15 protein-coding genes and 1 pseudogene are annotated in these 12,934 nt (G+C 61.5%); 10 read left to right on the forward strand and 6 right to left on the reverse strand.

Features of this window, described 5'->3' with window-relative positions; all coding sequences use genetic code 11:
* The first annotated feature begins 178 nt into the window (after window positions 1–178).
* The 6 genes and pseudogenes from nirK to N1937_RS28790 all read left to right on the forward strand — a co-directional run bounded on the left by nirK (window position 179) and on the right by N1937_RS28790 (window position 4,065).
* The gene (gene nirK, locus N1937_RS28765; protein WP_260059846.1) at window positions 179–1,327 is read left to right on the forward strand and encodes a copper-containing nitrite reductase; all 1,149 of its coding nucleotides are present in this window, start codon (window positions 179–181) and stop codon (window positions 1,325–1,327) included.
* A gap of 81 nt (window positions 1,328–1,408) precedes the next feature.
* A complete protein-coding gene (locus tag N1937_RS28770; RefSeq protein WP_260059847.1) occupies window positions 1,409–2,371 on the forward strand; it encodes a formylglycine-generating enzyme family protein in 963 nt (320 codons plus the stop codon).
* On the forward strand, window positions 2,361–3,056 hold the full coding sequence (locus N1937_RS28775; protein WP_260059849.1) for a Crp/Fnr family transcriptional regulator: 696 nt from the start codon (window positions 2,361–2,363) through the stop codon (window positions 3,054–3,056). Before N1937_RS28770 ends, N1937_RS28775 begins: the two co-directional genes overlap by 11 nt.
* Window positions 3,057–3,080: 24 nt before the next feature.
* A pseudogene (locus N1937_RS28780) lies at window positions 3,081–3,302 on the forward strand (heavy metal translocating P-type ATPase); the annotation flags it as partial.
* 71 nt (window positions 3,303–3,373) lie between these two features.
* Window positions 3,374–3,553 (forward strand): hypothetical protein, encoded by a 180-nt coding sequence (locus N1937_RS28785; protein ID WP_260059850.1) that lies wholly within the window; start codon window positions 3,374–3,376, stop codon window positions 3,551–3,553.
* Between the two features lie 158 nt (window positions 3,554–3,711).
* Window positions 3,712–4,065, forward strand: coding sequence for a YbaN family protein (locus tag N1937_RS28790; protein WP_260059851.1), 354 nt, complete (start codon window positions 3,712–3,714; stop codon window positions 4,063–4,065).
* A gap of 173 nt (window positions 4,066–4,238) precedes the next feature.
* On the opposite strand, the gene N1937_RS28795 is transcribed toward N1937_RS28790, so the two are convergent.
* Genes N1937_RS28795 through N1937_RS28810 form a run of 4 tightly spaced genes read right to left on the reverse strand, consistent with a single transcriptional unit; the run spans window position 4,239 to window position 7,304 of the window.
* Complete coding sequence (locus N1937_RS28795; protein ID WP_260059853.1) at window positions 4,239–5,615, reverse strand: 4Fe-4S binding protein; 1,377 nt, start codon at window positions 5,613–5,615, stop codon at window positions 4,239–4,241.
* Complete coding sequence (locus N1937_RS28800) at window positions 5,612–6,463, reverse strand: FTR1 family iron permease (protein ID WP_260059854.1); 852 nt, start codon at window positions 6,461–6,463, stop codon at window positions 5,612–5,614. Before N1937_RS28800 ends, N1937_RS28795 begins: the two co-directional genes overlap by 4 nt.
* Window positions 6,460–6,801, reverse strand: a complete 342-nt coding sequence (locus N1937_RS28805; RefSeq protein ID WP_260060243.1) for a cupredoxin domain-containing protein — start codon at window positions 6,799–6,801, stop codon at window positions 6,460–6,462. The genes N1937_RS28800 and N1937_RS28805 overlap by 4 nt, the downstream gene beginning before the upstream one ends.
* Before the next feature lie 8 nt (window positions 6,802–6,809).
* Complete coding sequence (locus N1937_RS28810) at window positions 6,810–7,304, reverse strand: iron transporter (RefSeq protein ID WP_260060244.1); 495 nt, start codon at window positions 7,302–7,304, stop codon at window positions 6,810–6,812.
* Between the two features lie 359 nt (window positions 7,305–7,663).
* Between N1937_RS28810 and N1937_RS28815 the strand changes: the two genes are divergently transcribed.
* Window positions 7,664–8,341: an NnrU family protein gene (locus N1937_RS28815; protein WP_260059856.1), complete on the forward strand. Its 678-nt coding sequence runs from the start codon at window positions 7,664–7,666 to the stop codon at window positions 8,339–8,341.
* Here N1937_RS28815 and N1937_RS28820 read toward each other — a convergent pair.
* A complete protein-coding gene (locus N1937_RS28820; protein WP_260059857.1) occupies window positions 8,273–8,935 on the reverse strand; it encodes a UbiX family flavin prenyltransferase in 663 nt (220 codons plus the stop codon). The genes N1937_RS28815 and N1937_RS28820 overlap by 69 nt on opposite strands.
* Window positions 8,919–10,421 (reverse strand): UbiD family decarboxylase, encoded by a 1,503-nt coding sequence (locus tag N1937_RS28825; protein ID WP_260060245.1) that lies wholly within the window; start codon window positions 10,419–10,421, stop codon window positions 8,919–8,921. Before N1937_RS28825 ends, N1937_RS28820 begins: the two co-directional genes overlap by 17 nt.
* A 136-nt stretch (window positions 10,422–10,557) precedes the next feature.
* Between N1937_RS28825 and ubiT the strand changes: the two genes are divergently transcribed.
* From ubiT to ubiV, 3 genes are read left to right on the forward strand one after another with little or no spacing between them, the layout of a single operon-like run.
* Window positions 10,558–11,028 carry a ubiquinone anaerobic biosynthesis accessory factor UbiT gene (ubiT, locus tag N1937_RS28830; protein WP_260059859.1) on the forward strand — a complete coding sequence of 157 codons (471 nt, stop codon included), beginning with the start codon at window positions 10,558–10,560 and terminating at the stop codon, window positions 11,026–11,028.
* On the forward strand, window positions 11,019–11,996 hold the full coding sequence (gene ubiU, locus N1937_RS28835; RefSeq protein WP_113546129.1) for a ubiquinone anaerobic biosynthesis protein UbiU: 978 nt from the start codon (window positions 11,019–11,021) through the stop codon (window positions 11,994–11,996). The genes ubiT and ubiU overlap by 10 nt, the downstream gene beginning before the upstream one ends.
* A 2-nt stretch (window positions 11,997–11,998) precedes the next feature.
* Window positions 11,999–12,925, forward strand: a complete 927-nt coding sequence (gene ubiV, locus N1937_RS28840; RefSeq protein WP_260059861.1) for a ubiquinone anaerobic biosynthesis protein UbiV — start codon at window positions 11,999–12,001, stop codon at window positions 12,923–12,925.
* Window positions 12,926–12,934 lie beyond the last annotated feature (9 nt).

Raw genomic sequence — 12,934 nt, forward strand, 5'->3', positions numbered from 1 at the left:
AGCAATGCCTGACATCGAAGAGCAGGTCGTTGAGATTACGCAAATAGAGTCTCGGTCACTTTGCGGTGCAGCAAACAGGAAGTTTGCTCCAAATCAAAGAGTCCCGTGCCGGTTCTACTACTCTCCTCCTCGAAACCGGGCGGTGTTCGTCCGCTCTTCGACTAATGGAGATTGGGGCATGACTAATACTCTGCAGATGACAAGACGCACGATGCTGACGGGCGCAGCCGTCGCAGGGGCGCTGACCCCCATTCTGGTTGCAAGCGTTCCCGCCCACGCCGACGAGCACGTAGCGCCCGGCGCCAAGAATAGCGGGAAGAAAGTCGACCTCTCGAAGCTTCCGCGCGAGAAGGTCGAACTTGTGAAGCCTCCGTTCGTCCACGCCCACGATCAGCAGGCGAAGGGCGGACCTAGGATCAAGGAATTCACCCTCACCATTAAGGAACAGAAGATGGTGTTGGACAAGGACGGCACCGAAGTCAACGCGATGACGTTCGACGGATCGGTTCCCGGCCCACTCCTGGTCGTTCACCAGGACGACTACGTCGAGCTGACCCTCGTCAATCCCGATACCAACACGATGCAGCACAACATCGACTTCCACGCCGCCACCGGTGCGTTAGGCGGAGGCGCGCTGACGATCGTCAATCCCGGCGAAAGCACGGTGCTGCGCTTCAAGGCCACGAAGGCCGGCGTCTTCGTCTACCACTGCGCACCTCCCGGCATGGTGCCGTGGCACGTCACTTCGGGCATGAACGGTGCGATCATGGTGCTTCCGCGCGAAGGCCTCACAGACGGCCACGGAAAGCCAGTAGTTTACGACAAGGTCTACTACGTCGGCGAGCAGGACTTCTACATTCCGAAGGACGAGAACGGCAAGTTCAAGAAATACGACAGCCCCGGCGAGGCCTATGAGGACACGATCGCCGTCATGAGGACCCTGACCCCGACGCACATCGTCTTCAACGGTGCCGTCGGTGCTCTGACGGGCGACAACGCTATGACCGCGAAAGTAGGCGAGACGGTGCTGATCGTCCACTCGCAGGCAAACCGCGACACGCGTCCGCACCTGATCGGCGGTCATGGCGAGTACGTATGGGCCACCGGCAAGTTCGCCAACGTGCCGGACGTCGACCAGGAGACCTGGTTCATACCTGGCGGAACCGCCGGCGCTGCCGTCTATACGTTCGTCCAGCCGGGCATCTACGCTTATGTGAACCATAACCTCATCGAAGCCTTCGAGCTGGGTGCGGCGGCACACTTCAAGGTCACCGGCGAATGGGACGACGATCTCATGACTTCGGTCAGAGCTCCGTCGGGCAGTTGACGGTCTGAAGCGAGGGGGCGCGGGGCTGAGAGGACCCGCGCTCCATCCGTTCACAAAGAGGCGCAACCAGCGATATAAGTTATGACCGGGAAAGACGAGGTTTCGGCGATATCCATAGCCATTCCCCTTGCCCTGCTTGCGGTCCTGTCCGGTGCGGTCGCGGTCGCGTCGGGGCTGGTCCCGTTCCACGATGTCGACCTCGCTCTCCCCGCTCTCCCGTCTCCCCAATCTGTCTTCATCGAGAGCCGAACGTTCGCCTATCGCGATTCGGCCGAGTACTTTCGCAACGGTCGGGCGGTCGACGCGCCCCGCAAGGACGTCGACGTCCGGAAACGTCTCCAGATTATGAAGTTTCAGACGACCCGTGGCGAGTACAGGCGATGCGTCGACGACGGCGTCTGCGTCCCCGCCGACGAACCGGAAGACGCCGTGGCGCCCGATATGCCGCTGACCGGCGTCAGCTACGAAGACGCCGTGCGATACGCGGCGTGGCTTTCGAAACGGACCGGGCAGGCGTGGACGCTGCCCACGGACTTCGAACTCGCCTACGCCGCCGCCGACCGTTTTCCCGACGACGCCCTTGGCGTCGATGAGGACGAGAAGAATCCGGCCGTGCGCTGGCTTGCCGACTACGAGCGGGAGGCGCGGAGAGCCGCGTCCGTGGACCCGCGCCCACAGCCAAAAGGCACCTTCGGCGTCAGCAGCACCGGGCTTGTCGATTTTGGCGGCAACATCTGGGAGTGGACGTCGACATGCAACAAGCGAGTTGATCTTGATCAAGGAATGGTGGACGAAAAACGGTCAGGTTCCGACTGCGGCATCTTCATCGCTTCCGGCAAGCACCGCGCCCCGATGAGCAGTTTCATTCGCAACCCAAAGGGCGGCGGATGTTCGGTGGGGGCGCCGCCGGACAATCTGGGATTTCGGCTCGTCCGCCACATGACGCTGATGGAAAGCGTCTCGGACTTCGCCCGAAGAACCGCGACCGACATTATCGCCCGGTCCACGAAGGCGTACACGGAGACGAGCAGCAATGAAGGTTGACCGCGCAGTTCTGAAGTCGCTGTCATTGTTTGAACGCATGACGGATCCGGACCTGGATTCAATGCTGGAACATGCGGCACCGCGCCGGGTCGCTCAGGGCGACGCTGTATTCGAGCAGGGTGGGCATGCGAAGTCTTTCTTCCTCCTTATTCATGGGAGGCTGAAGGTCACGCAGGTCACTCTTGACGGTCAGCAGATCATCGTCCGCATGGTGCACCCAGGCGACCTTTTCGGCTTCGCAATGGCCCTCCGTCGCACCGACTATCCCGGTACAGCGCGGGCTGCGGCTGAAAGCCTCATCATCGGGTGGCCGACCGAGATGTGGTCATGCTTCGTCGAGCAGAACCCCCGCTTGGCAATGACCGCGATGCAAACGATTGGACAGCGCCTCGAGGAGGCCCACACACGCATACGGGAGATGTCGACGGAGGAAGTCGAGAAGCGGGTCGCACATGCCGTACTTCGCCTCTCGAAACAGGCTGGACGGGCCGTCGAGGAGGGCATACGCATCGACTTCCCGATATCGCGTCAAGACATAGCCGAGATGACGGGCACCACGCTACATACGGTGTCCCGCATACTGAGCGCGTGGGAATCCAAGGGAATTGTCGAGGGCGGGCGTCAGAAACTGACGTTGACGGACCCACCTCGCCTACTGCGACTGGCCGATGGCGAGCGGCAATAGCCGCGCGTGCCTGCGCTGCTTGATCTCGCCGTAGACGACCTCACCAAGATAGCGACGGCGATCGGCATCGCGCGTCGTTCGCGCAAGATAGCGCTTCAAAGCATCTATACCAGCACAGGTTTCTCGCTCCGCGCGACGGAATTCGCGGGAGCGGGATACCTTCCATCGGTCGGCGGCGCATTGCTTCAGGAGGCAATCGACGTGGCCGTCATCTTCGGCGAGGGGGCGTCGGCGCCCAGCTTCTAGTGCAAGTTCGACCGTTCCAGCTTCCAAGCGGTGACGTCGGCGGCAGAGACGCTTAGTCGCGAATGAGGGGATTGTCCGTCGCTCAGGATTTTCGAAGTCGCTATTTCGCAGATCGCGCCGACGCTCTGCTGAAGTCGGGTCTCGTCGGCCCGAGGCGGGTTGGCCATCTCGCAGAGCGCGGCGCGATCGACTACGATCACACGATGGGCGCCTGCATGTTCCATCACTACGACGCCCGCCTCGCCGGATGATTTCAGAAACGCGGTAACGAACCTCGGCAGCATCGCACTCTCCATTTCGTGCAGTTGATGGAGAGCATATTAGATGTCCGCGCAAATCCGTCTTTGAGGGATGTCAAAGAAGGGAATGCTCTCCAAGTCTATAGTCATTGAAAGTCCTGGAGATGAAGATGCGTACGCTGATGATGATGATCGCCTGGGCCTCCGTCGCTGCTGCAATCGTCGGCATTTTCCTGCCTCTGCTTCCGACGACGCCATTTCTGCTGCTGTCAGCGGGTATATTCGCCCGCACTTCGCCAAGGTTCGAGTCCTGGCTTCTGGATCATCGATGGTTCGGCGCTTCGGTAACGGCATGGCGCGAGCGCGGGGCGATCAGATCAAGGGCGAAGGCTGTGGCGGCGCTGACCATCGCGACCAGCTTCCTGCTTCTCATTTGGTTTGATCCCGGCCCCTTGGCGCTAGCAGTCGTCGCTACGATCCTGAGCGCCTGTGTCGCATTCATCATCACCCGTCCGTCGGCGTGACTTTTCTGCAAGACCCTCAGCAAAGAACCATGACGATGCTACGGAAAGACCATTTGTCGTCGAGATTAAAAAGTCCCGGCGACGGCGGCCGCAGTGCGTCTCGACCCCTCCCGTCGTCGCCGCGCCAATTTGCAACCGCCCGCAAGAGCAGCTCTTGATCGTGGAATGGTCTTCTACAGGAACGAAGCCAGCCAGGCCGCGCAGAACAAGGCGGTCGCTATGACCGCCGGTACCGTAGCGAGGATGCGGCGGGCGATTCCTTTGCTATAGACGCCCCCAATCCTGAAAAACAGCGCCGACGACCATACGCCGCAAATAACGACTGCTGCTCCGCGGCTCGCATCGACTCCGGGAAGAACTACGCCATCCGAGCCTAGCTGGCTCGTGGTCAGCGCAAGGAGGCCGCAGAAAAGCGACGCGCTGGCGAGCGGAATGAAAGCCTGCGCCAGATGATGGACGATCCGACTCGGACGACGAAGGATCGCAGCGGCGGCGGCGAGAGGCAGCACGAACGCGACGGTGGCGGCGAGCGCACCCAGGCACGCGAGCACTAGAAACGAGACCGCGTCTACGAAGTTCATGACGTCGTTGACCGATGGGTAGTTGGTGAGAAACCACCAGGGAATTCGCAGAGAGAGCGGCCAGGACCAGCTCCTGTCGACGCAGAGTTCGACAAGCCATTGCCGGATAGACTGGAACACGCCGCTAGCCGTCCAATGAAGCGCCGTCGGCACCAGACCTAGAAGCACCGGAACGATGAGGATCGTGTCCCAACGGGTCGCCATTCGTCCCGAGCCGAAAACGATATCCGACGACGGCTTGCGCCACGCCAGCCGTATCGCCCCCCGGTGCCCACTGCAGCGGCCGCACATATGACAGGCCGAACTTCCCTGCATCGTCTTGATTGGAACGAGCGGTGCGCAATTCACACCTGAGCCGCCCACTGCGGCCGAACGTTTCCAAAACTCGGGGTACACTCGAAAATGCAGCGGCGCGATTTTCGAAACGACCCCGAAGACCCCGCTCACCGGGCACAGAAACCTGCACCATACGCGCTTCGCCTTGCCATACCGGGCTCCGACGACCATCGCCGCGAGCGTCGATCCTCCCAGCAGCAGTGCGGCGGGCTTGGGGTACTGGTAGACGCTCGTGAGCTGCCCATAGATCGTGGTCGTAACGAATGCCACGACAGGCCAGCCGGACCATTTCATCCAGCTCGGAATGGCTCGACCGGCACCTCGCTCGCTCGCGAACTCCGACAGCGCACCTTCGGGGCAAAGAAGCCCGCACCAAAATCTGCCGACTAGCGCCGTCCCCAGAATCACGAAGGGCCACCAGACCCCCCAGAACACGAACTGCACGAACCGCGACAGATTGTTCCAGATGTAGTCGCTGCTGCCCGGTAGCGGAAGCAGCAGCGGAATGACGAGGAACGACAGGTAAACCATGATCATGACCCATTGCGCCCGGCGGATAAGGGCCTGATGAGCGAGAAGGACGTCGCCCAAGCCACCGGCGAAACTGCGCGCAACTGTCCGGACTGCGTTCATGCGTGAGCCTTGTCCCCGACCGCCGGTGCGTAGGCCAGTGACGCTGTTATCCAGTAGAATCCCAGTGCGAGCAGCGGGAGTAGCTCGGGCCTCGAGCGATAGCCCGTCAGTGCTGATAAAAACGCCCCGGCCCCCGCCGATTCGTCCAGTATCCAGCCCGTATCCCAAAGCGACGACGTCAGCATCGGCACGATCCCAAGCGAGATCGCTCTGTCCACGGCAGTCATCATCAGTCCGCTTCCGAGGATCAGAAGCAGCACCTGGCTCGTGATTGATACCGCTCTTTTAGAGAATGCCGACGCGCCGGATCTAAAGCACAGGAAGGTCAGGCACGCCGCCGCGAGCCCGAGCGCGCCGGAACCCGCCACGAGCGTCGCGCTCCGGCCCGAGCCCGAGAGCATCCCGTAGAGGAAGACGACGGTCTCGGCGCCTTCTCTCGCCACGGCGACTGCAGAGAGCAGGCCCAATGCGGTCCAGCTCCGAGCTTTTCCAAGGCCGGCGGCTTGCGATCTCATTCCCTTGGACGAGCCGCGCACAGCTCGCTGCATCCAGAACACCATGCGAAGCATCAGGATGGAGGCTGTCGCGGCGAGTGCGAATTGAAGGATGTCTTCGCCGTCGCCATCAAGGAAACCGGCGGCACCGCTCATGAGGAATGCCAGTCCGACAGCGATCATGACTCCGGCCACCGCGCCACCAGCGATGGACCTGATTGCTCGCCGCCGGACGGCCACACCCTCGTTTATCGTCCACGCAAGAAGTATCCCGACGATCACCAGCGCCTCGAAGGATTCCCTCCACACGACGGAAGCGATCCTGAAGGATTGGAGGAGAACGTCCGCTGTCATCGCACAGTCAGTCTGGCTGGTGGCATGTCGAGGTGGAAGTCGTCGAAGAAGGCGTAGTCGCCCTCCCGCAAAGACCTGAAGACGAGAAAGCTTGAAGCTCCCGGAGCAAGCACTTTTTCCTTCCGGAGCGGGATGCTCTCGAACTCGATCGGCGTGGAACCGTCGTTATGAAGTTCCAGCTTGAATCGCTTGTTCGCAGGCACCTCGATGACCGCGGGCGAAATCACGCCGTTGCTGAAATGAACGTCGAAGACCGGGTCCTCGTCCCCAGCGGCCGCAGGAGGCAGCCCGACAAGAGCGGCCGCAAGCGCCAGAGTCAGGACGGTCGAAGGTCTCATCACCCTCATCAGTAGCCGCCCTTCTTTCCAACCCCCGCGAACACGAACTGGTAGTTGAGACTGAATGCCTCCGGCCACTCGGCGACGCCGGTTTCCTTGTCGACGTGCCGACCGAACGACATCATGCCATGCCCTCCCGGATGAATGGTCAGCTCGACCGCGTAGCGACCCGGACCCGAAAGTTTGACGTTGTCTCCGTAGTGCGGGCCGTCGCTGGCCACCATCGCCTCGAGAGCGCCGGCCGCTTCCCCACCGTTGTCGAGGTTCTTGACCTTATATTCGACGTGAAGATTGGGGACCCAATCGCCCTCCGCAAATCCATTCGCGTTGTCGCCCGTGGCGTGGATGTCGGCTTCCAGATGGACGTCGGACTCCGAGGCGGGCTGCATCATTCCGGGAGGATCCATCTCGATTGGCTGCAGGTACACCGCGGCCACTTCCATCCCACCGGCAACCTGAGGTGCGCCAATGGGAAATTCAGCGGCATTGAGGACGAGCGGCATCGCGGCGAGGACGATGGGAGCGAAGCAAAGGGAACGGATGCGGAGCACGATAGGAGCCTTTAAAGATGACAAATGCCATCATCTTTAGTCGGGCAGAAGGCTGCGCTCTTTGCGCTGGCGCAAAGACTGCGACGTCGGGCCTATCCAGCAATGCTCAGCCAGATCTGGCCTGTCTTCAATTGCCAATGCCGACGGTAAGAACTTAAAGCCCCCATCGGCATCTGGTTCGGATTTTGGCTTCGATTCCAACGGCCGGCCAAACATCAAATGCCGCCTAGTGGAACGCGGCGAGGTCGTGGTTGATCACGATCAAATTTAGCGGAAGTCGGATCTGCTATAGAAGTTCACAGGAGGCCGCCATGATTTCGTTCGTTGCTGCATTTGCAGTCTTCCTGCTTCTCCATTCCGTCCCCGCGATCCCAGCGGTGCGGGCTGGCGTCATTTCACAGGTAGGTAAACCAGTCTATCTGATCAGCTACTCGGTTGTATCGACAGCGGCGCTCATCTGGCTGTTTTCAGCCGCGTTAGCTCTCGACTACGTTCCGCTTTGGGATCTACAGCCTTGGCACGCGGCGGTAACCTTCGTCCTTGCACCGCTGGGAGGTTTCCTGGTGCTAGCGGGCGTGTTTAGTGAAAACCCGCTTTCGATCGCAATGAGGTCCTCGGAAAGACGCGGAGCCGTTGTGCAGGTGACGAGACACCCGGTACTCTGGGGCTTCGCCATCTGGGCGTCCGGACATATCGTCGCGAACGGGGACCTCCGGTCGCTCCTGCTGTTCGGAGGATTCGCGCTCTTCGCTCTCGCGGCCATTCCCATGGCTGAGAAACGGGCGCGCCGACGCCTCGGCGGTCGGTGGCAGGCGTTGTCGGAAGGCACCTCGATCGTTCCACTCGCGCGCCGTCCCTCGCGATGGCGCCTCACGTTGGACCTGCCCATGCTTCTCGCCGCCGCGCTTACGGCCGGAATTTCATGCTGGCTCCTGGGAGGCGGTCATGCGACGCTCTTCGGAGCCGACCCGATCGCCGTCTTCGGCTGATCGAAAGGGTACCTCTCCCGTCCACGGCCGCGACTGATGTGGGATATGCAGGCCCAAGAGGTCGATGGCACGGCAGGCCAAGTGGTCAACGGCCTCCTGGAGAGACTGAGGCAGGTGGTAGAAGGCAGGCACCGGCGGCATGACGATGGCCCCCATCTCGGTGACGGAGACCATATTGCGAAGATGCCCGAGGTGCAGCGGCGTTTCTCGGGTCATAAGCACCAGGCGGCGGCGCTCCTTGAGCTGGACGTCGGCGGCGCGCGTGAGGAGGTTCTCCGACAAGCCCGTCGCAATTCCCGCAAGCGTCTTCATGGAACAAGGCGCGACGATCATGCCGGAGACCGGAAAGGAACCGCTTGCGATCGCCGCACCGACGTCCTTGTGGTCGTAGTATCGGTACGCCTTGAGAAGCATCCTGCCGTGAGCCTCGGGGCCGAGCTCGTGCGCCAGCGTGCGCCGTCCGCCGGCTGTTACGACGAGATGCACTCTGACACCCAAGGTGGTCAGTCGTTCCAGAACGACGACGCCAAGCGCCGCACCCGACGCGCCGCTCACTCCTACCACCACGTCGTGACGATCAACGTGCGAGTCCACATCGGATCCTTTCCCAGATTTCGCCCGCGCGTTTTGTCATCTCATCCGGCATGCGAAGTTCCCGTCCCCATTCCCGCTCTGTCTCAACGCCGATCTTGTTGGTGGCATCCAGTCCCATCTTCGTGCCCAGTCCAGCCTTTGGAGACGCAAAGTCGAGGTAGTCGATTGGTGTGTTTTCAAGCACGACGAGATCGCGCGCCGCATCGAAACGCGTGGAAATCGCCCAGACCACGTCCTCCCAGCGACGCACCGACACATCGGCGTCGACGACGATGATGAGCTTCGTGTAGTTGAACTGGGGGAGCATCGACCACAGCCCCATCATTACGCGACGGGCCTGACCGGGGTATCGCTTGTCGATCGCGACGACTGCCGTGCGGTAAGAACAGGCTTCAGGAGGAAGCCAAAGGTCCCTGATTTCGGGAAAATGGCGTTTCGCCATCGGCACGAACAGCTCGGTCATCGCCTCTCCGAGGACCGAAGGCTCGTCCGGCGGCCGGCCGGTATAGGTCGTAAGGTAGACAGGCGATCGTCTGGTGGTGAGCGCGGACAAGTTCACCACGGGAAAAGATTCGACCGAGTTGTAATAGCCCGTATGGTCACCATAGGGTCCTTCCTGGGCAGTCTCGTCCTTCGATACGTAGCCCTCGAGGATGATCTCCGCGTTCGAGGGCACGAACAGGGGCACCGTCCGGCCTTTGGTCACCTGCGTCCGTGTTCCCCGAAGCAGACCCGCGAAGCTCAGTTCACTCATGCCTTCAGGGAGGGGCATCACGCTAGAGAGGATCGTCGCCGGGTCGGCGCCGATCACGACCGCCACCGGCATGTCCAAGCCCTTTCGCTGCCACTCTCTGAAGTGCTTCGCGCCACCACGATGGGCGAGCCAGCGGACGATCAGCGAGTTCCTGGCACGCACCTGCATTCGATAGATTCCGACGTTGACATCGTCTGGGTCGTCCGGACTGCATGTAATGACCAGCGGCCAGGTGACGAGCGGCGCCGGTTCGCCGGGCCAGCACCATTGTATCGGCAAGCGGCCGAGGTCGACGTCGTCACCCTCGAGCACGACTTCCTGCGACGGCGCCTTGCCGCAGTACCGGGGACGCATCGCCGCGGCGGCCTTCAACAGAGACACCTTGCTCCACGCGTCGGCCAGCGACTTCGGCGGCCGTGGGCGCTGCAACTCCGCAAGTTCCTCGGCAAGATGCGAAATTCCGCCTGGTCCAAGACCGAAGCCCAGTTCGATGCGCTCCCTCGTGCCGAATAGGTTCGCGATCACGTTGATCGGACAGGTCCGACCGTCCGCCCTCACGGCACGCGTGAAGCGGAGGGCGGGACCGCCCTCGTGCAGCACCTGTTGATGCAGGGCGGTTATCTCATGAACCAGTGATACCGGTTCGTCCACGGACACGAGCAGACTGCGCCTCTCGAGGTCGTCGAGAAAGCTCTGCAGGTCCGAATGTCTTTTGGTGATGCGATCTAGCATTGAATTGCAATCGACCAACAAACCTCTTCTGTCTTTGTCGAAGATCAAACAGGATCACCTCGGGAAAAACTAGGATGCCTCATTCATTCGAGAGGCTCCAATGCTCGTCCCACCCCGCCTGATGGCGACCGCACACATGGTGCCGTTGCCGATTGCCGCCCGCGTCGCCGACTTGCTTCTCCAGCAGGTTCTAAAAATCCACCCAAAGCTGTTCGACCGTCTGGGAGACCACGACCGCACTCGGTTCGCCTTCATCCCCTCCGACTTTTCATTCGCCTTTTCGATCCGCCCCGCCGAACGAACGCTGAGAACATTCCGAAATGGCAGCCCAATCGCTGCGGATGCCACGATAACGGGTCCTCTGGTTCTCATGCTTGCACTGGCCGAAGGGAGGGTCGACGGCGACGCCGTCTTCTTCGCGAGAAGGCTCCTGGTGTCCGGGGACATGGAGGCGGTGCTCGCCCTGCGAAATGCACTCGACGACAACGAAATCGATCTGGTGAAGACCGCTGCCCGGTTCGCTGGGCCGATGGCCCGATCGGTGACCCGCGCCTTCGAGATAATCAGAACCGAAGCACTCAAGCGACAGGGGCTGTCATGGAACTAATCTGCCCTGCCGGAACCCCGGCATCTTTTCGCGAGGCGGTCGACGCTGGCGCCGATGCCGTCTATTGCGGGTTTCGGGACGAGACGAACGCCCGCAATTTTCCAGGCCTGAACTTCGACCGGGTGGAGCTCCAAGAGGCCGTCGCCTATGCACACGCGCGGCACGTGAAGACGTTCGTCGCGCTTAACACCTTCATGACAGCAGGCAAAGAAGAGCTGTGGTATCGAAGAGCGAGGGACGCGACGGAGTCGGGCGCCGACGCGCTGATCGTCGCTGACTTCGGACTGATGGCCCACGTGGCCGAACAACATCCAACCCAGCGCCTGCACATATCGGTCCAGGCTTCGGCTTCCAATGCCGACGCCCTGTCCTATCTGGTCGATAATTTCGGAGCAGCACGCGTCGTGCTCCCGCGGACCCTGACTATCCAGGACATCGCACGGCTGGCCCGGCGCGTCGCCTGCGAACTGGAGGTCTTCGTGTTCGGCGGCCTTTGCGTAATGGCGGAAGGCCGGTGCTCGCTTTCTTCCTACGCGACAGGCAAGTCCCCGAACATGAACGGCGTATGCTCGCCGGCGAGCCACGTCCGATACCACCAGTCCGGAACGGACATGGTGTCCGATCTGGGCGGTTTCACGATCAATCGTTTTTCAGCAAACGAACCGGCGGGTTATCCAACGCTGTGCAAGGGACGCTTCGAAATCGGCGACAGCAAGGGCTACGCCTTCGAAGATCCGGTTTCGCTCGACGTCATGGATCAGCTCGACGAACTCCGCGCAGCGGGAGTGAAGGCTCTCAAGATAGAGGGCCGCCAGCGTGGCAAGGCTTACATTTCGGAAGTCGTCTCCACCCTTCGCAGAGCGCTCGATGCGGCGCCCCATGAGCGCGCGCCCCTGATGGCGCGCCTCAGGTCGCTGAGCGAAGGACAGCAGACCACGCATGGCGCATATGAAAAGCGGTGGAGATAGCGATGACGCCGCTGAAACTGACCTTGGGACCGCTCCTCTACCTGTGGCCGACCGAGCGCTGGCGAGACTTCTATTTCGAGATTGCGGACCAATCTCCCGTCGACGTCGTCGTTCTCGGCGAAACAGTCTGCTCCAAGCGGCTTCATTTCATGGAAGGCGAGTTTGCGGCGGTGGTCGAGCGGCTCGAAGCCGCGGGCAAGCAGGTGCGGCTTTCGACCCTGGCGCTAGTCACCATCGATCGAGAGGTAAAGTACCAGCGAGCCTTTGCGAACGCCGACACGCATCTTGTCGAAGCGAACGACCTCTCGGCTCTCCATTTGTTGAAGGGCCGGACGCATGCCGTAGGGCCCTTCGTGAACGTATACAATGGCGCGACGGCGAGGATTCTTGCGAGAAACGGCGCTACCAGCGTCTGCCTTCCGCCGGAGCTTCCGGCGGCGTCGATTGCCGAGATCGCGGGATCCTGCCCAGACGTCGCCTTCGAACTATTCGCTTTCGGCCGGGTGCCGCTCGCGATTTCGGCACGCTGCGCGCACGCTCGATCAAAGGGAAGGACTAAGGACAACTGTCAGTTCGTCTGCCAGGAGGATCCCGACGGCCTTCCCGTCAACACCCTCTCCGGGCAGTCCTTTCTCGCGCTGAACGGGGTGCAGACGGTCTCCCATTCCTGTCAGGCTCTGTTTGAAGAACCGGCCGAAACCCGATCTCTGGGCGTGGCATCGCTCCGACTCTCACCACAGGCATGCGACATGACCGCCGTGTCGCGGCTGTTCAGAGCTCTGGCGGACGGTGCAATTTCGTCCCTCGAAGCAAGGGCTCGATTGCTGCAAGCCTATCCAGGCGCAGCGCTTTCCAATGGCTTTCACCACGGATTGGCCGGCGCCGAATGGGTCGCTCGGCTCCGAAACTCACAGGGACCGGACCGATGACGAGACGAG

This window comes from Rhizobium sp. WSM4643 (assembly GCF_025152745.1).
GTDB classification, from domain to species: domain Bacteria; phylum Pseudomonadota; class Alphaproteobacteria; order Rhizobiales; family Rhizobiaceae; genus Rhizobium; species Rhizobium leguminosarum_I.

Coding starts and splice junctions, on each gene's coding strand:
- nirK (WP_260059846.1), top strand. CDS start 179: ATGACTAATACTCTGCAGATGACAAGACGCACGATGCTGACGGGCGCA.
- N1937_RS28770 (WP_260059847.1), top strand. CDS start 1,409: ATGACCGGGAAAGACGAGGTTTCGGCGATATCCATAGCCATTCCCCTT.
- N1937_RS28775 (WP_260059849.1), top strand. CDS start 2,361: ATGAAGGTTGACCGCGCAGTTCTGAAGTCGCTGTCATTGTTTGAACGC.
- N1937_RS28790 (WP_260059851.1), top strand. CDS start 3,712: ATGCGTACGCTGATGATGATGATCGCCTGGGCCTCCGTCGCTGCTGCA.
- N1937_RS28795 (WP_260059853.1), bottom strand. CDS start 5,615: ATGAACGCAGTCCGGACAGTTGCGCGCAGTTTCGCCGGTGGCTTGGGC.
- N1937_RS28800 (WP_260059854.1), bottom strand. CDS start 6,463: ATGACAGCGGACGTTCTCCTCCAATCCTTCAGGATCGCTTCCGTCGTG.
- N1937_RS28805 (WP_260060243.1), bottom strand. CDS start 6,801: ATGAGACCTTCGACCGTCCTGACTCTGGCGCTTGCGGCCGCTCTTGTC.
- N1937_RS28810 (WP_260060244.1), bottom strand. CDS start 7,304: ATGCCGCTCGTCCTCAATGCCGCTGAATTTCCCATTGGCGCACCTCAG.
- N1937_RS28815 (WP_260059856.1), top strand. CDS start 7,664: ATGATTTCGTTCGTTGCTGCATTTGCAGTCTTCCTGCTTCTCCATTCC.
- N1937_RS28825 (WP_260060245.1), bottom strand. CDS start 10,421: ATGCTAGATCGCATCACCAAAAGACATTCGGACCTGCAGAGCTTTCTC.
- ubiT (WP_260059859.1), top strand. CDS start 10,558: ATGGTGCCGTTGCCGATTGCCGCCCGCGTCGCCGACTTGCTTCTCCAG.
- ubiU (WP_113546129.1), top strand. CDS start 11,019: ATGGAACTAATCTGCCCTGCCGGAACCCCGGCATCTTTTCGCGAGGCG.
- ubiV (WP_260059861.1), top strand. CDS start 11,999: ATGACGCCGCTGAAACTGACCTTGGGACCGCTCCTCTACCTGTGGCCG.